The organism is Phytohabitans sp. LJ34 (assembly GCF_052068095.1).
Lineage (GTDB): Bacteria > Actinomycetota > Actinomycetes > Mycobacteriales > Micromonosporaceae > Phytohabitans.
The window spans coordinates 209,991-229,582 of the sequence record NZ_JBQHDG010000019.1 but is presented as its reverse complement, the minus strand read 5'-3'; the positions used below and the strand labels follow the sequence as shown (position 1 = coordinate 229,582).

The following is a 19,592-nucleotide window of genomic DNA, read 5'->3' as shown; positions in this document are numbered from 1 at the left end:
ACCAAAGTCGCTCAGGTAACGGCGCAATTACGCCAGGTAGGAGCGGGCGCCATGGCCGGCCAGCTCGGCGAGCATCGCGTCCGGGTCGCCCGCCGCGGCCGCCGCCAGCAGCCGCTCGTGCCGGTGCACGCCGTCCTCCGGCTGGGCCACCTCGGCCTCGCGGCTCAGGTTTCGGGCCATGTAAAGCTGGAGCTTGACCAGGACCGACTCGTACATCGCGCTGAGCTGCCGGTTTCCGGCGAGCGCCACGACCGCGACGTGAAAGTGGCGGTGTGCCTCGGCGATCCGCAGCCGGTCGCCGGCCCGGGTCGCCTCGCGCATCTGGTCGAGGGCCGCGCGCAGCCCGGCCAGGTCGGCGTCCCGTCGCAGCGGCAGCGCGGCGGCGATCGCGTGGCGCTCCAGCACGTCGCGGACGTCGTAGAGCTCCTGGACGTCGCGGTCGGAGAGCGTGGCCACCCGCACACCCCGGCGTGGCACGTGCTCGACCAGCCCCTGCTCGGCCAGCCGGCGCAGTGCCTCGCGCAGCGGCGCCCGGCTGATCCCGAGGCGGCGGGTGAGCTGCTCCTCGACCAGCCGCTCACCCGGATCGGTGCGGCCGCTGAGGATCTCGCGCCGCAGGCGCAGGACGGCCAGCTCCACGAGGCTGAAGCTCTCCAGCTCGCCGTCGACGGACGCGGCTCCGAGGTCGGTCACGGCATTCAGCGTACGGCCGTGGCCAGCTCGCGCTGCTCCTCCTCATGGGCGCCACCCACGATGACGATCGTCCGATCGCGCTCCAGGAGCACCAGCGCCCGCTCGCCGGGACGCGCCGTGTAGCGCTGCCAGCTCTGCCCGTCGAGCTTGATCGTGCCTGCCGGCCGCCCGCTCTTGGTCAGCTCGGCGGGCAGCAGCTTTTCCGGCGACACGTCGCTCTGGATCAGCTGGAGGCCGGCGCCATCCGGCGTCACGTACCCGAGGCGGAGGATCTGGCCGCCCTCCGTCTTCTGGAAGACGGCGCTGATCGTCCGCCAGTCGTCGCTGAGCCCGGTGGGCTCGGCGACCGGAAACGCGTTGGCCGAGCGCGCCTGCGCCACCGCCGGCGCGGTGTCGACCTCGACCGGCTTGTCGCCGCCCTGGACCACCCGGTAGATCAACACCACCAGCAGCACGGGGACGAGCAGCACGATCAGCGACAGCACCATGTCGCGCGGCGTGCGCGAGTTGGCGACGGGCGGCGGCGTCGGCTGGTCCACGTAACCATCTTCTCAGTACGCCGACCGAACGGGCGTTCAGCCCCCGGCCATGAAAAGATTTGGGCAGCCCAACACCCCGCAGCGTCGCGAGGAGGACCGTCATGGCCCAGGACCGCATCCCCCAGGATCTCGACCGCAACCTCGCCCTCGAGCTGGTCCGGGTCACCGAGGCGGCGGCCATGGCGGCCGGCCGGTGGGTCGGCCGCGGCGACAAGGAAGGCGGCGACGGAGCCGCCGTAGACGCCATGCGCAAGCTGATCAACTCGATCCAGATGCGCGGCGTCGTGGTCATCGGCGAGGGCGAAAAGGACAACGCGCCGATGCTCTTCAACGGCGAGCAGGTCGGCGACGGCAGCGGCCCGGAGGTCGACGTGGCGGTCGACCCGATCGACGGCACCACGCTGATGAGCAAGGGCATGCCCAACGCGATCGCGGTGTTGGCCGTGGCCGAGCGCGGCGCGATGTTCGACCCCAGCGCGGTCTTCTACATGGAAAAGCTGGCCGTCGGCGCCGACTGCGCACATGTGATCGACATCAACGCCGGCGTGACCGAAAACCTCCGCCGCATCGCCAAGGTCAAAAACTCCGGCATGTCCGACGTGACGGTCTGCATCCTCGACCGTCCGCGGCATGAGCATCTGGTACACGAGGTACGCCAGACCGGCGCCCGCATCCGCTTCATCTCCGACGGCGACATCGCCGGCGCCATCTCCGCCGCGAGCGAGCAGTCCGATGTGGACGTGCTGGTCGGCATCGGCGGCACACCCGAGGGCATCACGGCCGCGTGCGCGCTCAAGTGCATGGGCGGTGCGATGCAGGCCAAGCTCTGGCCCCGCGACGACGCCGAGCGCGAGAAGGCGCTCGCCGCCGGCCACGACCTCGACCGCGTGCTCACCACAGACGACCTCGTGACCGGCGACAACTGCTTCTTCGTGGCCACCGGCATCACCACCGGCGACCTCCTCAAGGGCGTGCGCTACCGCGCCGGCGGCGCCTACACCCAGTCGATCGTCATGCGCTCCAAGAGCGGCACGATCCGCGTGATCGACTCATATCACCGCTTGGAGAAGCTAGCCCTCTACTCCGCCGTCGACTTCGACGGCCGCCCACTCGCCGACCTCACCTGAGGCGAGTGGTAGCCGGCCTGGGCCCGCCGCACCTGCTGGCGAGCTTCCGGGGCCTCGAAACATTTTGAGTATTCGAGCTACCGCGATGTCCGCGGTGGTCCATGCCGTTGCTCCCCGATCCACGATGGAAAAACCGCGCGCGTCGCCCGCTGGACGCGTTCTATCGAGCTTTCGGCGTGGAGGTGGCTGCGGCAGGCGCGGCCACGAAACCCCGATTCGAAAGGCAAAGTCGGGCGTCCTCCTTGATCGGCTCTGGCGCCGATCAAGGGATAGCTGGGTAGCGCAAGATCAGGGATCTTGACGGGGCGTGTGGGCTTGTCCCGCGGCCCCGGCAGCGGAGCGTCGGGGTTTCGGCGAGCGCCAGCGACGCCGAAACCCCGACCGGAGCGGTGCCCGCGGGAGCATACGGTCTACAACTGACACGGACGCGGGCAAATCAGCTTGAAACCCTCACGACAAGCGCAACCCCGCATCCAAACCTCTCCGGAGACGGTATGCGCGTCGCGCACGTCACCGGACACGGGTGTCCGTGGCGAAAACATGCCCCCACAGGGGCCAAGAATCGCCACGGACGCCCGTGATGAGGCTAGGCGCGGAGGAAGGCTTCCAGACCTGCCAAGTCGTCGGTGTTGATGTGGTCGACGTCGGCGGCGATCAGCTCGCGCCAGACCGCGTCGCGCTCCGGGCCGGGCAGGTCTGGCGTGGCCCAGAAGCGGACCCGCTGGCCGTTGGCGTGCGCGGCGGCAACGGCCTGGTGCAGGAAGGCGCGCTCGCCGGCCGGCATCGGGCCCACGCCCCGCCAGGTGAAGACGCCGGTCCAGTTTTCGCTGATCAGCGGCATGAACGAGGCTGGCGCGCCGCCGCCGAGGTCCGGGCCGCGACCGTCGTAGAACGCGCGGCGCACGGTCTGGCTCTCCATCAGCTCGCGCGGGCGGTCGCCGCTGATCACGACGGTGACCGCGTCCTGGTGGACCTTGCCGTACGCGTACGTGGTGAGCATGGAACTGTAGCGCCGCAGCACCTTGTCCAGCTGGGTGTAGGTGGCCGCGCCGGTGTTCTTGATGTCGACCAGGAGCTGGAGCTGCTGCTTGCTGCCCCGGAAGACGGTGCCGTGGTTGGCCCGGACGCGGCGGGCCAGCGGGTCGAGGTAGAGCTTTTGCAGCGTGCGGCCCGGCACGATGTCTTCCGGGTCGTGCGCGACGAGCAGCTCGCCGTCGATGAGGAAGATGTCCGCCTCGACGCTGGTGAAGCCGTGGCTCAGCGCGTCGAACAGCGGCCGCTCGTGCTCGTAGTCGTTGTGCGCGTGGGCGCGCGGCAACGGCTTGTCGGGCCGGCCGTGGTGTCCACCGGCCTGTGCGGCCGGCGCCGCGGTGGCGACGAGCGCGCCGGCGACCGCCAGCACGGTGAGTACGCGTCGGAACATCGAGATTCTCCCCCGTTTCGATGGGTGCCAACAAAACAGGACCCTAGTGAACGAAGGTGAATCTGTGGTGACGATCAACCCGCGTCGGACGAATGACCTGGGAAGAGGTGGGCGCCCGGGTCGATGGCGACGGCGGCGTTGTTGACCGCGGTGGCCGCCTCGCCGAAGCCGGTCGCGATCAGCCGCACCTTGCCGGGGTACTCGGCGATGTCACCGGCCGCGAAGACGCGTGGGCGGTTGGTCAGCATGGTGCTGTCGACCTTGATGTGCCGCTTGTCGAGCTCGAGGCCCCACTCGGCGAGCGGGCCGAGGTCGGCGGTGAAGCCGAGCGCCGCGACGACCGTGTCGACCGGGATGGTCTCGGCGCTGCCGCCCTTGACCGTGATGTCGGCGCCGGTCACCCGCTCCTCGCCGTGCAGCTTGCTCACCTCGGCGTTGACCACGATGCGCACCGGCAGCTGCTGCACGCGGGCCACAGTCGCCGCGTGGGCCCGGAACTTTTCCCGGCGGTGTACCAGCGTGATCGACTTGGCCAGGGGCTCCAGCGCGAGCGCCCAGTCGAACGCCGAGTCGCCACCGCCGACGATGAGCACGTCGTGGTCGGCCAGGTCGGCGAGGCGGGGCACGAAGTAGACGAGGCCGCCGCCGGTGAACGCGGCCGCGGCCGGCAGTGGGCGCGGGCTGAAGCTGCCCAGGCCGCCGGTGATGATGATGGCGCCGCATTGCAGCTTTTCTCCGCCGCCGAGCGAGAGGAGCGGGCGCTCGTCTACATAGGACAGCTCTTCGGCGCGGGCGCCCAGGATGTACTCCGGGTTGTAGGGCGCGGCCTGCTCGACGAGGTTTGCCACGAGGTCTCGGCCCTTGATCACGGGAAAGCCGGCGACGTCGTAGATCGCCTTCTCCGGATACATCGCCGTGACTTGGCCGCCCGGCTCGGGCAGCGCGTCGATGACCGCCACCGAGAGCCCGCGGAACCCGGCGTAGTACGCCGCGTAGAGACCCGTGGGTCCGGCTCCCACGATCGCGACATCGACCTCGCGCATGCGTCCACCGTAGCCTTCCGTAGGCACCCAACTGGTCCAGACGGTAGGCACACCCGCCAGCGCCCGGCAAGGACTACATCAGCGGGTAGGACGAGTCGGCCCGCTTTCGCCGGAAGAGGATCGCCGCGACGAGGCCGCCGATGAAGCCGAAGAGGTGCCCTTGCCAGGAGACCTGGGGGTCGGAGGGCAGGATGCCGCCGATCAGCTGCCAGCCGTAGAGCAGGCCGACGAGGAAGACCACCCCGAGGTTCCACCAGCTGCGCTCGACGAGGCCGCGCATGAGCAGCAGGCCGAGGTATCCGAAGATGACCCCGCTCGCGCCCACGACGATCGTGTTGGGGTTGCCGGTGAACCACACGCCGAGGCCGCTGGCGAAGACGATGAACAGGGTCGAGAACAGGAACCGCCTGGCACCCGCGGCCAGCACGAACGTGCCGAGCAGGATCAGCGGCACGCTGTTGCTGTAGAGGTGGTCGAAGCCGTGGTGCAGAAACGGTCCGAAGAAGACGCCGTCGAGACCCTCGATGCGGTGCGGCACGATGCCGACACTGGAGTCGAACGGGTTGCCGAGCCACCCGTCCAGCGCCTCGATCGCGAAAAGCACCGGGATGACCGCGCACATCGCCACGAACGCGCGCCCCAGCGAGGCGTAGAACGCCTCCGTGCCGAAGCGGTTTGGATCGCCGCTTGAGGTGCCGCCGTAAGCCACGCTCCCGTTGCTACCAGGCCGCGGCGGCCACCGCCAAATGAGCGAGCGGTCAGCTCAATTCACGCGTCTTGCGCTCGATCACTTCGGCGAACTTGGAGACCTGCGTGTAGACGCCGGGGTAGTCGCGGCGGGCGCAGCCGATGCCCCAGCTCACGATGCCTACGTGGACCCACTCGCCGGCCGCGTCGCGGCGCACCATCGGCCCGCCCGAGTCGCCCTGGCACGCGTCGACGCCGCCGCGCCGGGTGTCGCCCGCGCAGATCATCTCGCTGGAGACGTACGGGTAGCCGGCGTCCCGGTACGCCCGGCCGCACTGGCGGTCGCTGACGAACGGGACCTCGGCCGTGCGCAGGTAACGCTGCTGGGTCGTCGAGCCCTCCCGGGTCGCGCCCCACCCCATGATCGTGAACATGCCGTGGTCGGACGACCCGTCGGCGGCGCGCGGGAGCAGCGGCAGGTCGATCTCCTGGGCGAGCTGGATCAGCGCCCAGTCGTCGCCCCGGGTGGCGTCCCGGAAGCCGGGCGCGCGGACCACGTACCGCGACTTGACCCGGATCGCGTCCGGCGAGTGCTGGTCGACCGAGCCGGCGATGATCGTGAGGCCGCTGTAGAAGCCGGTGCGCTCGACGCAGTGCGCGGCGGTGAGCACCACCCGCGGGGCGGTCAGTGCGCCGGCGCAGCCGACCGAGAGGCGCACCACCCAGGGAAACTGCCCGTCGTCGGCGAGCTCGCCGCCGACGATCTCGGTATGTGGCGTGGGCGGGGGTACGGGCGCCGCCGCGGCCGCACCGGCCGCCGCGATCGAGCCAACCATCGCGCCGGCGACCAGCGCGCCGAGCCACCCGGCACCACGCATGCGAAACCCTCCGATATAGGCAGTTCGCCCAGTATGGACGGTTGGTCCGCACAATCCTTGTCACGAAACGCCAGAAAGGGTACGCACCGGCGAGGTGCGCACCCTTTCCGCGATCGTCAGCGGGTCAGTACCAGCCCACGTCCTGCGAGTGCGCCCACGCGCCGCAGGGATCGCCGTACCGGCCCTTGATGTAGCCCAGGCCCCACTTGATCTGGGTCGCCGGGTTGGTCTCCCAGTCGTCGCCGGCCGACGACATCTTGCCGGCGGGTAGCGCCTGCGCGATGCCGTACGCCCCGGAGGAGGGGTTGCGGGCCTTGTGGTTCCAGCCGCTTTCCTTCGTCCACAGCTTGTCCAGGCAGGGGAACTGGTCGAGCTTGAAGCCGCTCTGGAGCATGATCGCGCAACCGATCTTGCGGTTGCCGCTGTACTGGTTGCAGGAGGTCGGGATCGGGCCCGTGTACGGCTTCGTCGCCGTGTTGTTCTCCTGCTCCTTCTCTTCCTGCTCCTCGCGCTTTTTGCGGCTCGCCGCCTCGGCGGCCTTCTTGGCCCGCTCGGCCTCGGCCTTCGCCGCGGCGGCCGCCTTCTCGGCGGCGATCCGCTGGGCCTCACGCTGGTGCGCCGTCGCGATCATGTGTTCGCGGTGGCGCTCCTTGACGTACTCGATCTCGTCCTGATCGGCATCGGCGGCCAGCTGAGCGCTGATCCCTTGCTGCTGGGTTTCCTGGTCCTGCGCCAGGTAGTAGCCACCGCCGATGCCCGATGCGAGCAGTGCGAGGGCCAACGCCCGGATGCCGAACCGGCTCCACAGCCGACTCACGAAGTGTCCCTTCGTCGGGGGCAAGGACACGGTGCGGACAGCGGTAAGGGGGACGGCTGTCCGCGCCGTGGGCACCTGCCCCTCGACCGACGAAAGGTGCCGGTGTGGCGCGGGTGCCCGCAGGACACCATTGCGCACAGTGAGACGGTTGGGGAAGCGCGTCAGCTCTTTGTGACTTGCGCCACGCCGTTTACCAGGGCAAATATGGACAGAATCCGAGCCCTACCGCGGGATGTCCTCCAGCAGATCGGTGACCACCTCGGCGATGGGTGACCGCTCCGACCGGTTGAGTGTGACATGCGCGAAGATCGGGTGTCCTTTCAGGGCCTCGATCACGGCGGTGACACCGTCGTGGCGGCCGACCCGCAGGTTGTCGCGCTGGGCCACGTCGTGGGTGAGCACCACCCGCGAGCCCTGGCCGATCCGGGACAGGACGGTCAGCAACACGCCCCGCTCCAGTGACTGCGCCTCGTCGACGATCACGAACGCGTCGTGCAGGCTGCGGCCCCGGATATGGGTCAGCGGCAGCACCTCGAGCATGCCGCGGCCCATGACCTCGTCCATCACGTTTTCGTGGACCACGGCGCCCAGGGTGTCGAACACCGCCTGGGCCCACGGCGACATCTTCTCCGACTCCGAGCCGGGCAGGTAGCCGAGCTCCTGGCCACCCACGGCGTACAGCGGGCGGAAGACGATGACCTTCTTGTGCTTGCGCCGCTCCATCACGGCCTCGAGGCCGGCGCAGAGCGCGAGCGCGGACTTGCCGGTGCCGGCCCGCCCGCCGAGCGACACGATGCCGATCGACTCGTCGAGCAACAGGTCGAGCGCGACCCGCTGCTCGGCCGAACGCCCCCGCAGGCCGAACGCCTCGCGGTCGCCGCGCACCAGGCGCACGGTCTTGTCGGGCAGCACCCGGCCCAGCGCGGAGCCGCGCGAGGAGTGCAGTACGAGGCCGGTGTGGCACGGCAGCCCGGCGGCTTCGTCGACGTCGAGTGCCTCGCCCGCGTACAGCCGGTTGACCTGATCCTCGGTCAGCTCCAGGTCGGCCATGCCGGTCCAGGTCGGATCGCTGGCCTGGCCGTGCCGGTACTCGTCGGCGTCGAGGCCGACCGACGCGGCCTTGACCCGCAGCGGCATGTCTTTGCTCACCAGCGTGACGTCGCGCCCCTCGGCCGCGAGTCCAAGGGCGACGGAGAGGATCCGCGCGTCGTTGGACTCGTTGCGAAAGCCCTGCGGCAGCACGGACGGGTCGGCGTGGTTGAGCTCCACCCGCAGCGTGCCGCCGAGGTCGTTGACCGGCAGCGGTGCGTCCAGGCGGCCGTGCTTGATGCGCAGCTCGTCGAGCATCCGCAGGCACTGCCGGGCGAACCAGCCGAGCTCCGGGTGGTGTCGCTTGCCCTCCAGCTCGGAGATGACGACCAGGGGGAGAACCACCTCGTGCTCGTTGAACCGGTAGAAGGCCGCCGGGTCGGACAGCAGCACCGAGGTGTCCAGCACGTACGACTTTGTGGCCGGCTCCGTAGGAGCGGGCTCGGCCGTAGCGGCGCGGGTGGACTTCGGGCGGCGGTTGGGGGGCGTGGCGGCTGGGTCCTGGTTGGTGGCCCGGGGGTTGGTACGGCGAGTCGTCACAGGCCTGCTCCGGCGAGCGTGCACCCGGAACGCCCGCGATCCGCCTCGTCCGGTGCCCGGAGTCACGGGGTCGGATGCGAGGTCCCGTGGCGCTAAAACGCAAGGTCCCGGGCCGGCCGGATGGCTTGGGATGACCCCGCGCCATGGGTAGAAGCTAACCGGCCAAGGCCAACTTGGGCTAGTACACGCCGGGCGGCGCGCCGTGATGAAACCCCTACAGTGCGCTGGAACCGGGACCACCGGCCCGCCGGTGGTCCCGGGGCTGAGTGCGACCAGCGCCACGTTTTTGGCGCCGGCCCGCCCGACCCGAGGGCGGCTGCAAACCCAGGGTCGGACGGGCCGGCTGGGAGGGGCCGACCAGGATGCGTGCCCCCTGCGCGCATCCCGGTCGGCGAGTCGTACGACCACCGGTCTGGCCGTACGACCCCCTGAGGGAGCCGTTCACCCCACGCGAGTGGAGTGCCTTCCGCCGTTGGACACGGCTCCCACGAATGAGGCGCTGGTGTACGTGGTTCCCTGCCGCACCACCACCGGCCTGTTCAGCGGCTTGCCGTCCGCTGGTGGGGGTTTGGCCGCCTGCGCCTCACGGCGTCGCCGGTTCCAGGCCCCGCGATCGCCGTCCAAATAGCCTTGTCGGTACCCGAACCGGTAGCCGATGCGATAGCTCAGCTGGCCGTGCAGCCGGCCGGCCGCGTAGCTCGAAGATCCCAGAAGCAGCACGAAGAACAGGGCGAAGAAGGGGCTCATGGATCGACCTCGGCATCCAGCAGCCGACTGATGTCCGTCATGCTCACCTCCTCGACGAGCTCCACGCTTATCCGGCACCCGCCGAGTACCACCTCCGCCACCGACGACCGGCGGATGTCGCCTCCCGCGTCGTACACGCGCACGCTCAACTCGGGGCAGCCAAGGTGGGTCCGCCAGGAATCCCACTCCGACCGGTTGCCGACGTTGAGCGACACGTAACGCGAGCCACGGGCCAGGTACAGCCGCCAGGGGGCACTCAGCCCGGCCGCAACGCCTTCGGCGATCAGCCCGAAGGCATCCGCTCGCGTCTCAACCTCGGTCATCCGTCGCCTCCTGCCCCTTGCCTCCCTGTCACGCATACGTGACACCATTGACTACTATTCGTCCCAAGCACGTGACAGAGCGTACGGCGTCTCATACGCGTGACAGCATCATCTTTTCGGCCGATATGTGCGAGACATACAGACGACCTACCCTAACGGCGTGGCACCCCTCAAGAGAAGGAAATACCGGGTACGCGATGTTGATGATGACCCGTCACGCGCACGGGACAGTGCCGGTTCACGAGAAAGTGGGCCGGCGAACTGGCCGTACCGTCACCCGGTGCCGGACAGCACGCCTGGGCGAAAGATCGCTTTCGCCGCATTCGTACGTAAAGCGCTGGCAGACGCGCGCGCGACCCGAGCCTGGACCGGTTCCGAGGTGGCCCGCCGCACCGGCGTGTCCCGCCAGACCATCAACAGATGGGTCCGCGGCGAGTGGGCCAGCGACCCCGAGGCGGAGCGGGTGGTGGCCTTCTGCGAAGGCCTCGGCATCAACCCGACCGTCGCCTTCGGCGTGCTCGGCTGGGCCGACGCCGCCCCCACCCGACCGGCACCGACGGCACCGCCGATGGACCCCGACGTGGAGGCGTTGCTGCGCCGCCTCGTCGACCCCAACGTCTCCGATGCCGAGAAGTTCCACATTAGGGAGACCGTCCGGTACCTCGCCTACCGGCCGCCAGTCCCCTCCGACTCCCGCAAAGGCCGCAAAAGGGCCAGCTAGGCACGCCAAGTCTCCAAATGGCGAAAGAAGGCTGGCCTTGCTGTCGCAAACTGCTGTGCCTGGACGCACGGCGGGTTACCGTCCACTTCGTACTGCTTGGGCTCGTCGTCGGCGGGGGGACGGGACAAGGCCGGACACAGCCCTGCGGGACAAGAGGAGGGGGTCTTCCATGCCCCTGAAATGGAGCGCGGTCGTCGTCGCCACCGTCGCGGTCACCCTGTGCGTGACCGCCAACATTTTGGTCGGAGTGCTGAGCTCGCGACAGGTGCCAATCGTGGTCAACCTGTTCGCTGTCGCCGTTGCCGCAGTGACGACGCTCGTCGCCGTGATGGCCGAGTTCTACCAGCGGGTCAACGACCGGCTGAGCGCGATTAGCGAGTTTCTGGTCGTCCGCTTGGCGGAGCTCGACGACCGCACCGGCGACCGCAACACCGGCTTCGTCGAGGGGTACCTGCTGGGCCAGGGCCACGACAGCGGCCCCATGGGCGCGGGCGGCGAGGGCAGCGTCGTCCAGCTGGGATTCCGCTCCGGCCGGCGGGCCATGACCGGAAGCGACGACTGATCCGTTACTCGACCGTCGAACGCCAGGTCATTCATTCGGTACGCTGACGCCCGTGCGGCCGAACGATGCGGGTAACCAGCGCCCGTCCCGTCCCCTGACCGCGGACCAGGCGTGGCAGATCACCAGCGCCCGGGCCGCGGAGTGCGTGCTCTTCTTCGACTTCGACGGTGTGGTGGCACCGGTTGGCGACGACCCCAACGCGGTCCAGCCGGTGCCTGAGGTCATGGCCGCCATCGCCGGCCTCGCCGAGTCGGTGCAGCGCGTCGCGGTGGTTTCCGCGCGCCCGGTCGACTTCCTGCGCGAGCGCTTCGGCCACCTGACCGACGTAGACCTGTATGGCTTGTACGGCCTCGAGCACAGCCACGGCTCGGGCGAGACGGTCACCGAGCCGGCCGCCCTGCCGTGGGTGCCGATGATGGCCGAGCTCGCCGAGCGGGCCGGGGTCGAGCTGCCCGAGGGCACCCTGGTCGAATACAAGCGGCTGTCCGTCGCCCTGCACTACCGCACCAATCCCCACCTGGCCAAGCAGGTCGACGCGTGGGGCCGGGCGGAGGCCGAGCGGCTGGGGCTGCGCGTGCAGACCGGCCGCATGGTGATCGAGATCAAGCCCCCGGTCGACCGCGACAAGGGCATGGTCATCCGCGACGTCGCGTCCACGGCCGGCTGCGCGTGGTACTTCGGGGACGACGTGTCGGACATCAAGGCGTTCGACGCGCTGCGCGAGCTGGAGGCGGCCGACGACCGCTTCTTCGGCATCCGCGTGGCGGTGGCCAACCCGGAGACCGGGCAAGAGGTGGCCCGCGCCGCCGACCTGACCATCGACTCGCCACAGGCGCTGGGCAAGTTTCTCGCCGAGGCGCTGGAGACGCTGCGCGCCTGACTCACCGGTCAGTCAGGCCGCGCCCTGAGCGACGGCTCAGGCGCCGTAACGGCGCTGGCGCTGCCCGTACGCGCGCAGGGCGCGGAGGAAGTCGATGTGGCGAAAGTCGGGCCAGTTCATGTCGCAGAAGTAGAACTCCGACTGCGCCGACTGCCACAGCAGGAAGCCGGACAGCCGCTGCTCGCCGCTGGTCCGGATGATCAGGTCGGGGTCGGGCTGGCCGCGCGTGTACAGGTGCTCGGCGATGTGCTCCACGTCGAGCACCTCGACCAGCTCTTCGATCGTGCCGCCGGCCTGGGCGTGCTCGGTCAGCAGCGACCGCACCGCGTCGGCGATCTCGCGCCGGCCACCGTATCCGACCGCGAGGTTGACCTGGGCGCCGCCGGTGCGACCAACGGTGCGCTCCTGTGCCGCCTTGAGCACGGTGGCGGTCTCGCCGGGCAACACGTCGAGCGCGCCCACGACCCGCAGCTGCCACGGGTTGCCGTCTTCGGCGAGCTCGGTCACCAGGTCTTCGATGATCCGCAGGAGGGGCTCCAGCTCGCCCGCCGGCCGGCGCAGGTTGTCCGTCGCCAGCAGGTAGAGCGTGATGTGACCGACATTGGCCCGGTCGCACCAGTCGAGCAGATGCTTGATCTTCACGGCGCCCATGCGGTGGCCGTCGTTGGGGTCGATGAACCCCATCTCCTTGGCCCAGCGCCTGTTGCCGTCGCACATCACGCCGACGTGACTGGGCACCGGCTTGCCGATCAGCTTCCGGGTCAGCCGCCGCTCGTACACCGAGTAGACAAGGCTCCGCAGATTCACCTTATGCAGAGTAGGGCTTACCGGACCGATCCACTACCGTGCGGCGAACCCGATCCGTACCAATGTGCGGGCATCCAGCAGTCCCTCGCCGAGCCCCAACTCGGCCAGCGTGCCGAAGACACGGGCGTCCTGGGCGGCCGCGCGCACCGCGGCGTCGACCATCCGCTGGCGGCCGCCGAGCCACGCCGCGGCGCGGCTGTGACGGAAATGACGGCCGAGCCGGCGGCGCAGCGCCGCGGTGTACCGCCCGGCCACGCCCTCGCCCCGCGCGGCGGCCGCACCGGCCAGCGCGCCGGACAGCACCGCGTAGAAGATGCCTTCGCCGGTGAACGGATTTATCAGCGAGAGCGCGTCGCCGGCAAGCACCATCCGGCCCCGCCCCGCCGGTGGCCGCCGCGTGGAGAGCGGCAGGTGGTGTGCGCGCAGCCCGGTCACCCCGGCGGGGTCGAGGCCGGGCAGCAGCGCGGCCATCCGGTCGAGCAGGTGGGCGCGGGTGAGCGGCCGGCCGCGCAGCACCTCGCCGTATCCGATGTTGGCCCGCCCGTCGCCGATCGGAAACGACCACGCGTACGCCGGCCAGCCCGCGCTCGACGTCACGATCAGCTGCTCGACCACCGGCCGGGCCGGCGCGTAGCCGCGCATCGCGATCGCGAGGTGGCCGTCGGGGTTGGGCGCGAACCCCAGCGCCCGCCGCACCACCGACCCGGCGCCGTCCGCGCCGACCAGGGCGCGGGCGGTGAAGGCGCCGTCGACCACCACCTGGCCGTCGCGCTCCGCCAACTCGCGGACGGTATGCCGGCGCAGCTCCGCACCGGCGGCCACCGCGGCCTCCACCAGCCGCGCGTCGAAGACCTTCCGGGGCACCGTGTACGCCGGCCGGGGCAGTGTCCGGGCGACCTCCGCGCCACTCGGACTGACGAGCCGCAGCACGGGCACCGGCGGGTAGCCGTCGACCGGGTCGGGCACGCCGAGCCCGGCGAGCACGTCGACCGCGTGCGGCGCGATCCCGTCACCGCACGGCTTGTCGCGGGGGAAGTCAGCGCGGTCGAGCAGCAGCACACTCGCACCGGCCCGGCGCGCGGCGAGGGCGGCGCTCGCCCCGGCCGGCCCGGCACCCACGACGGCCACGTCATAATCGCTCATGGCCGTCCTCGCTTCGCTGCGGGCTGCCACGAGGCTCCAAGCGCACCGCGCCCGATGATTCGCTCGCTGCGCTCGCTCATCGCGCCCGCCAGATGCCGTAGTGGGTGAGGCCGGCGGCCACGACCAGCGGCGCGCCGTCCCGGATCAGGCCGTCCGCGCCCAGCAGCCACCAGCACAGCGGCAGGTCTACGAGTAACACGAGGGCGGTGATACCCCACATCAGGCCGCGTGCCCATCGGCGGCCGCGCAGCATGAAGAAGGTGGTGGGCAGTACCACGTTGCTCACCCCGAGCGCGACAAGAAACCACAGCACCACGGCCGACAGCGCGAACGGGCCGTGGTCCGGGATCGCGCCGATCGACACGAGGCACGGCACCAGCATCAGCGGCGCGTACGTGAACGCGGCCACCCGCGCGGTCAGCAGCCACCCGGTCGCCTGCGGCCGCCGGGGCGCCGCCTCCTGCCAGGAGACGCCCTTGCGGTCGATCACCAGGCGGCTCGGGTGGCGGACGAGGTAGCCGCCCACCGAAGGCGATCGGTAGAGCAGCAGCACCACGGCCGCGCAGAGGAGGGCGAGGCCGGCGAAGCCCGCGACGCCGGGCAGTGCCGGCAGCCCGTCGCGCGGCACGAGCAGGCGTCCGACCGCGAAGACCGTGGTGACCGCGAGGATCAGGCCGAACGGCTTGGCACCGGCCCGCCCCCGCCGCACGTGCCAGATCAGGATCAGGAAACCGAGCGCGCGGAGCATCGCCCAGCCGGTGCGCACGGCGAGCCCGAAGCCCTGCTCGTCGGTGTACCACCAGTTGAGGGCCTCGGTCGCGACGGTGGCCGCCGCCGTCGCGACGAGCAGGACCACGAGGGCCCGGACCGCCGGCGGCCGCCGGACCGGGGTCACGGCGGCACGCGTGGCGGTCACCCGCCCAGCTTCCCTGGGATCAGGGAGCGGCGTCCAGCCTTGCCTTCAGGGCGTCGAGCTCCGCCCAGAGCACGCCCGGCAGCTTGTCGCCGAACTTCTCGAACCACTCGGTGACCTGCGGAATCTCCGCCTTCCACTCGGCCGGGTCGACGCGCAGCGCGGCCTCGATGTCGGCCCGGCTCACGTCGAGGCCGCTGAGGTCGAGCGCGTCCGGCGCCGGCACGTGGCCGATCGGCGTCTCGACCGCGGCACCCCGGCCCTCCAGCCGCTCGACGATCCACTTGAGCACGCGGGAGTTTTCCCCGAAACCGGGCCAGAGGAAGCGGCCGTCGTCACCCCGGCGGAACCAGTTGACGTAGAAGATCTTTGGAAGTTTTTCGGGGTCGCCGGCTCCGTCTCCAGCGCCCTTGCCCATCTCGATCCAGTGCCGGAAGTAATCGCCGGCGTTGTACCCGATGAAGGGCAGCATGGCCATCGGGTCGCGACGCACGACGCCCACCTTGCCCGTCGCGGCGGCCGTGGTCTCCGAGGAGAGCGTGGCGCCGAGGTAGACGCCGTGCACCCAGTCGCGCGCCTCGGTGACGAGCGGGATCGTGGTCTTGCGCCGCCCGCCGAAGAGGATCGCGTCGATCGGCACGCCGCGCGGGTCGTTGTACTCCGGCGCGAGGATCGGGCACTGCGTGATCGGTGTGCAGAAACGCGAGTTGGGATGCGACGACAGCTCGCCGGAGTCCGGCGTCCAGTCGCCGCCGCGCCAGTCGGTGAGGTGCGCGGGTGGCTCGCCCATGCCCTCCCACCAGATGTCGCCGTCGTCGGTGAGCGCGACGTTGGTGAAGACCGAGTTGCCCACGTCGAGGGTGCGCATGGCGTTCGGGTTGGTCTTCCAGTCGGTGCCGGGCGCGACACCGAAGAGCCCGTACTCCGGGTTGGTGGCGTACAGCCGGCCGTCGTCGCCGAACCGCATCCAGGCGATGTCGTCGCCGATCGTCTCGACCTTCCAGCCCGGGATCGTGGGCTGGAGCATGGCCAGGTTGGTCTTCCCGCAGGCGGACGGGAAGGCGCCGGCCACATACCGCACGGTGCCCTCGGGCGAGGTGAGCTTGAGGATCAGCATGTGCTCGGCGAGCCACCCCTCGTCGCGCGCCATGACGCTCGCGATCCGCAGGGAGTAGCACTTCTTGCCGAGCAGCGAGTTGCCGCCGTAGCCGGAGCCGTACGACCAGATCTCCCGGGTCTCCGGGAAGTGCGAGATGAACTTGGTCTCGTTGCACGGCCAGGACACGTCGTCCTGGCCCGGCTCGAGCGGCGCGCCCACCGAGTGCAGCGCGGGGACGAACCAGGCGTCGTCGCCCATCGCCGCGAGCACCTCGGTGCCCATGCGGGTCATGACGCGCATCGAGGTCACCACGTACGGGCTGTCGGTCAGCTCGACGCCGAACATCGGCTCCGGCACGTCGAGCGAGCCCATGCAGAACGGGATGACGTACATCGTGCGGCCGCGCATGGATCCCCGGTAGAGCGCGGTCATCGTGCGCTTCATCTCGTCCGGCGCCACCCAGTTGTTGGTGGGGCCAGCGTCGGCCTCGTCGACCGAGCAGATGAACGTGCGCTCCTCGACCCGTGCCACGTCGGTCGGGTCGGTGCGCGCCCAGAACGAGTTGGGCTTGCGGTCGTCGGCCAGCCGCACGAACGTGCCCGCCTCGACGAGCTCGTCGGTGAGCCGGCGCCACTCCTCGGCTGAGCCGTCGCACCAGACGACCTCGTCCGGTGTCGTCAGCTCGGCCACCTCGCGGACCCAGGAGAGCAGTTTCCGGTGGTTGGTGGGGGCGTGATCGAGCCCTCGAACGGTCGCCGGTGGGGCCGTCATAACTGTCTCCTTTGGTCGACGTTGACCGGAAATCGGGATGCGCGGAGCGGGCGTGTCGGACGGTCCGACGCGCCGGTTCGAGTCATCGGGATTTCAACTCAGCGTAAGCCGAGGAGCGGGTCGGGGCAGCGTGGACGGTTGTGAAAATCTGCACAAGGTACGGCGTTTGTGACTTCTCACGACGTTTTCCGCGCTCCCACGCGCAGTTTCACGCAAACCTTCCTGCGGGCCCCTCACCCCTTCCGGGTACGACCGAATTGCCCTAAGGTGCTGGTTAGCTCCTGTTACGCCTGATTAATCCCCCGGAGGCGACAGTGACTACCCATGTCGAGTTGAGTGACGCACACCTTCTGGCGGCCGTACGCGACGGCGACAGCACCGCGTACGGCGCGCTCTACGCCCGCCACGCCGACGCCGCCAGACGCCTGGCGTACACGTTGGTGCGATGTCCGGCGGACGCCGACGACCTCGTGGCTGAGACGTTCGCGAAGGTGCTCGCGGTGCTCCGCGCCGGGCGCGGCCCGGACGTGGCGTTCCGCGCGTACCTGCACACCACGCTCCGCCACGTGCGCTACGACCGCGTGCGGCGGGACCAGCGGATCGAGTTCACCGACGACCTCACCCGGTACGAACGGGGCGAGCCGTTTCAGGACACGGCCGTGGTGCAGCTCGAGCGGGCCCAGGCGGCGCGCGCCTTCGCCCAGCTGCCCGAGCGGTGGCGCACGGTGCTGTGGCACACCGAGATCGAGGGTGAGCCGCACGCGCAGGTCGCGCCGAGGTTGGGCCTCACCCCCGGCGGGGTGGCGGCGCTGGCGTACCGGGCGCGCGAGCGGCTGCGTCAGATATATGCACGGGAGGCGTCCCATACGGGATGACCGGAGCCGGTACCCTCGACTGCGTGTCCGCAACCGTGACGGGTGAGCCTCCGGCGTCTTCCGACTCCAGACCGGGGCTCTTGCGCCGGCTCTGGGACCGTTTCGGGCACCTTGTCCATGAGCTGGGTAAGTTCGGCACCGTCGGCATCATCGCGTTCGGCGTCGACCTGGTGCTGTTCAACATCGCGCTGACCGTGCTCGACATGGAGTCGCTGACCGCCAAGGTCTTCTCCACGGCGATCGCCGCGAGCGTCGCCTTCGTCGGCAACCGGTTCTGGACCTGGCGCCACCGCGCGCGGTCCAACCTCGCCCGGGAGTACATCCTCTACTTCGTGCTGAACGCGATCGGCCTGTGCTTCAGCCTGCTCACTCTGGCCATTTCCCACTACGGCCTGGGCAGCGTGTGGCCGGTATTCCAAAACCCGATCGTGGATAACATTTCCGCAAACATCGTCGGCACTGCGATGGGCACCACATTCCGCTTTTGGTCCTACCGGCGCTGGGTATTCCTTAATCCCGATACACAGCCCGTGCCCGCGACAGTTACGGAGAGCAAGTAGCGGGCGTGACCTTCAGCAAACCTCCAGCCGGTCGTGGGGACGCGGCCGCCAGACTGCCGTAAGGTGGCCGAATGCGTCTTGTCCGCCTGCTACCGGAGCGTTGGCAGAAGTTTCTCAAGGAGGCGCTGAAGTTTGGCGCGGTCGGTGGCGCCAACACCGTCCTCAACTACGCACTGTTCAACGCTCTGGTGCTGACCGTTCTCGCGGACGGGCAGCTGAAGGCGACGGTCATAGCGACCGTTGTCGCGACCACGTCGTCCTACTTCATGAACCGGCATTGGACGTTCCGTGACCGGTCCAAGTCGGCGATGCGGCGCGAATACTCGCTCTTCTTCCTCTTCAACGCGGCCGGCCTGGTGATCGAGCTGGGCGTGCTGGCCGTCGCCAAGTACGGGCTGGACATCAACGGCCTGCTGGCGCTCAACCTCGTCAAGACCGTCGGCCTCGTGCTCGGCATGGCGTTCCGGTTCTGGTCCTACCGCACGTTCGTGTTCCGGCCGCAGCCGGCGGGCGTCGCGCACCAGCCCCACCTCGACCCGGTCGCCGAGATCGTCGACGCGCTGGAAGAGCCCACCCCGTCGTCGGCCGCCGTGCCGGCGCAGGCCCGCACCGCGGAGTTCGACGAGCTGACCGAGCCGCTGGAGGCCGAGCTCGCCTCGCCGATCGACGACGTGGCGCTCGACGCCGAGCTCGCGGTCGAGCTCGACGCGGCCCGGAGATCCACGGCCCACTGACACATTGAGGGCGCCCTCGCGGGCGCCCTCAAACTTTGCCCCGGCTTACGGCTGCTGGGCTTCCCGGGCCTCCCGGTTGGACTCCCGCATGATGTCGCGCATCTCCTCGTCGCCGAGGCTGTGCTTGTCGTGGTTGGCCTCGATCAGCTCGTAGAGCGTCGTCTGGACCTTTTCCACGGCGGGCATGTCGCGGAGCAGCGACTGGCCGCGCTCACCGGCGGACTCGATCGTGAGCGTGCCGCAGCCGAGCAGGCGCTCGATGAACGTCTGGCTCATCGAGTGGTCGTTGACCCGGCCGAGCGGGATGTCCCGCCGGTCGCGGGAGAAGACCCCGTGTTGCAGGATCACACGCTCGTTGGTGAAGACGTGGTGTGTCGTCCGCCAGACCAGGATCGGCCAGAGCGTCAGCCACAGCACGGCGACGAGCGCCGCAGCGGCGATGACGTAGAGCGTGATGGTGCCACCACCGCCGTCGGGGAGAAAGATCCAGGCGGCAACCAGGCCGACGAGTGCCAACACCAGCACCAGTACCGGCCGGATCGCCTCCTTCCAGTGGGGGTGCATGTGCAGCACGACGTGCTCGTCCTTGGTGAGCACGTCTTCCGGAAAGGCCACGCCAAC

The 19,592-nt window shown here is 69.9% G+C and carries 22 protein-coding genes; 7 read left to right on the top strand and 15 right to left on the bottom strand.

Annotation, left to right across the window (positions count from 1 at the left end; genetic code table 11):
* Positions 1–27: 27 nt before the first annotated feature.
* Both ACTMTJ_RS31355 and ACTMTJ_RS31350 read right to left on the bottom strand, forming a co-directional pair.
* Positions 28–693 carry a GntR family transcriptional regulator gene (locus ACTMTJ_RS31355; RefSeq protein WP_441222241.1) on the bottom strand — a complete coding sequence of 222 codons (666 nt, stop codon included), beginning with the start codon at positions 691–693 and terminating at the stop codon, positions 28–30.
* 5 nt (positions 694–698) lie between these two features.
* Positions 699–1,232, bottom strand: coding sequence for a DUF4245 domain-containing protein (locus tag ACTMTJ_RS31350; RefSeq protein WP_441222240.1), 534 nt, complete (start codon positions 1,230–1,232; stop codon positions 699–701).
* A gap of 101 nt (positions 1,233–1,333) precedes the next feature.
* Between ACTMTJ_RS31350 and glpX the strand changes: the two genes are divergently transcribed.
* Complete coding sequence (glpX, locus tag ACTMTJ_RS31345) at positions 1,334–2,359, top strand: class II fructose-bisphosphatase (protein ID WP_441222239.1); 1,026 nt, start codon at positions 1,334–1,336, stop codon at positions 2,357–2,359.
* Between the two features lie 586 nt (positions 2,360–2,945).
* Here the strand turns inward: glpX and ACTMTJ_RS31340 are convergent.
* The 8 genes from ACTMTJ_RS31340 to ACTMTJ_RS31305 all read right to left on the bottom strand — a co-directional run bounded on the left by ACTMTJ_RS31340 (position 2,946) and on the right by ACTMTJ_RS31305 (position 9,906).
* Positions 2,946–3,782 (bottom strand): phosphatidylinositol-specific phospholipase C/glycerophosphodiester phosphodiesterase family protein, encoded by an 837-nt coding sequence (locus ACTMTJ_RS31340; RefSeq protein WP_441222238.1) that lies wholly within the window; start codon positions 3,780–3,782, stop codon positions 2,946–2,948.
* 74 nt (positions 3,783–3,856) lie between these two features.
* Positions 3,857–4,825 (bottom strand): NAD(P)/FAD-dependent oxidoreductase, encoded by a 969-nt coding sequence (locus ACTMTJ_RS31335; protein WP_441222237.1) that lies wholly within the window; start codon positions 4,823–4,825, stop codon positions 3,857–3,859.
* Positions 4,826–4,898: 73 nt separating this feature from the next.
* Positions 4,899–5,534 (bottom strand): rhomboid family intramembrane serine protease, encoded by a 636-nt coding sequence (locus ACTMTJ_RS31330; protein WP_441222236.1) that lies wholly within the window; start codon positions 5,532–5,534, stop codon positions 4,899–4,901.
* A gap of 49 nt (positions 5,535–5,583) precedes the next feature.
* Positions 5,584–6,390 (bottom strand): S1 family peptidase, encoded by an 807-nt coding sequence (locus tag ACTMTJ_RS31325; RefSeq protein WP_441222235.1) that lies wholly within the window; start codon positions 6,388–6,390, stop codon positions 5,584–5,586.
* A gap of 124 nt (positions 6,391–6,514) precedes the next feature.
* Positions 6,515–7,207 (bottom strand): lytic transglycosylase domain-containing protein, encoded by a 693-nt coding sequence (locus tag ACTMTJ_RS31320; protein ID WP_441222234.1) that lies wholly within the window; start codon positions 7,205–7,207, stop codon positions 6,515–6,517.
* A gap of 222 nt (positions 7,208–7,429) precedes the next feature.
* Positions 7,430–8,836, bottom strand: coding sequence for a PhoH family protein (locus tag ACTMTJ_RS31315; protein ID WP_441222233.1), 1,407 nt, complete (start codon positions 8,834–8,836; stop codon positions 7,430–7,432).
* Positions 8,837–9,277: 441 nt separating this feature from the next.
* On the bottom strand, positions 9,278–9,583 hold the full coding sequence (locus tag ACTMTJ_RS31310) for a hypothetical protein (protein WP_441222232.1): 306 nt from the start codon (positions 9,581–9,583) through the stop codon (positions 9,278–9,280).
* On the bottom strand, positions 9,580–9,906 hold the full coding sequence (locus tag ACTMTJ_RS31305; RefSeq protein ID WP_441222231.1) for a hypothetical protein: 327 nt from the start codon (positions 9,904–9,906) through the stop codon (positions 9,580–9,582). Before ACTMTJ_RS31305 ends, ACTMTJ_RS31310 begins: the two co-directional genes overlap by 4 nt.
* Before the next feature lie 280 nt (positions 9,907–10,186).
* On the opposite strand from ACTMTJ_RS31305, the gene ACTMTJ_RS31300 reads away from it, so the two are divergent.
* The 3 genes from ACTMTJ_RS31300 (at position 10,187) to otsB (ending at position 12,069) form a co-directional block, all read left to right on the top strand.
* Complete coding sequence (locus ACTMTJ_RS31300; RefSeq protein WP_441222230.1) at positions 10,187–10,627, top strand: helix-turn-helix domain-containing protein; 441 nt, start codon at positions 10,187–10,189, stop codon at positions 10,625–10,627.
* 169 nt (positions 10,628–10,796) lie between these two features.
* The gene (locus ACTMTJ_RS31295; protein ID WP_441222229.1) at positions 10,797–11,189 is read left to right on the top strand and encodes a hypothetical protein; all 393 of its coding nucleotides are present in this window, start codon (positions 10,797–10,799) and stop codon (positions 11,187–11,189) included.
* Between the two features lie 52 nt (positions 11,190–11,241).
* Complete coding sequence (gene otsB / locus ACTMTJ_RS31290) at positions 11,242–12,069, top strand: trehalose-phosphatase (protein WP_441222228.1); 828 nt, start codon at positions 11,242–11,244, stop codon at positions 12,067–12,069.
* Positions 12,070–12,105: 36 nt separating this feature from the next.
* Here the strand turns inward: otsB and ACTMTJ_RS31285 are convergent, their stop codons facing one another.
* The 4 genes from ACTMTJ_RS31285 to ACTMTJ_RS31270 form a co-directional block, all read right to left on the bottom strand.
* Positions 12,106–12,876, bottom strand: a complete 771-nt coding sequence (locus tag ACTMTJ_RS31285; RefSeq protein WP_441222227.1) for an isoprenyl transferase — start codon at positions 12,874–12,876, stop codon at positions 12,106–12,108.
* A gap of 33 nt (positions 12,877–12,909) precedes the next feature.
* Complete coding sequence (locus ACTMTJ_RS31280) at positions 12,910–14,019, bottom strand: geranylgeranyl reductase family protein (protein WP_441222226.1); 1,110 nt, start codon at positions 14,017–14,019, stop codon at positions 12,910–12,912.
* 76 nt (positions 14,020–14,095) lie between these two features.
* Entirely contained in the window at positions 14,096–14,935 is an 840-nt protein-coding gene (locus ACTMTJ_RS31275; RefSeq protein ID WP_441222225.1) for a hypothetical protein, read from the bottom strand.
* A 19-nt stretch (positions 14,936–14,954) separates the two neighbouring features.
* Positions 14,955–16,802 carry a phosphoenolpyruvate carboxykinase (GTP) gene (locus ACTMTJ_RS31270; protein WP_441222224.1) on the bottom strand — a complete coding sequence of 616 codons (1,848 nt, stop codon included), beginning with the start codon at positions 16,800–16,802 and terminating at the stop codon, positions 14,955–14,957.
* Positions 16,803–17,134: 332 nt separating this feature from the next.
* On the opposite strand from ACTMTJ_RS31270, the gene ACTMTJ_RS31265 reads away from it, so the two are divergent.
* The 3 genes from ACTMTJ_RS31265 to ACTMTJ_RS31255 all read left to right on the top strand — a co-directional run bounded on the left by ACTMTJ_RS31265 (position 17,135) and on the right by ACTMTJ_RS31255 (position 18,971).
* The gene (locus ACTMTJ_RS31265) at positions 17,135–17,677 is read left to right on the top strand and encodes an RNA polymerase sigma factor (protein ID WP_441222223.1); all 543 of its coding nucleotides are present in this window, start codon (positions 17,135–17,137) and stop codon (positions 17,675–17,677) included.
* A 23-nt stretch (positions 17,678–17,700) separates the two neighbouring features.
* Positions 17,701–18,237: a GtrA family protein gene (locus ACTMTJ_RS31260; RefSeq protein WP_441222222.1), complete on the top strand. Its 537-nt coding sequence runs from the start codon at positions 17,701–17,703 to the stop codon at positions 18,235–18,237.
* A gap of 71 nt (positions 18,238–18,308) precedes the next feature.
* On the top strand, positions 18,309–18,971 hold the full coding sequence (locus ACTMTJ_RS31255) for a GtrA family protein (protein WP_441222221.1): 663 nt from the start codon (positions 18,309–18,311) through the stop codon (positions 18,969–18,971).
* A gap of 45 nt (positions 18,972–19,016) precedes the next feature.
* Here ACTMTJ_RS31255 and ACTMTJ_RS31250 read toward each other — a convergent pair whose 3' ends face one another.
* A complete protein-coding gene (locus ACTMTJ_RS31250) occupies positions 19,017–19,586 on the bottom strand; it encodes a PH domain-containing protein (RefSeq protein ID WP_441222220.1) in 570 nt (189 codons plus the stop codon).
* Between the last annotated feature and the right edge of the window lie 6 nt (positions 19,587–19,592).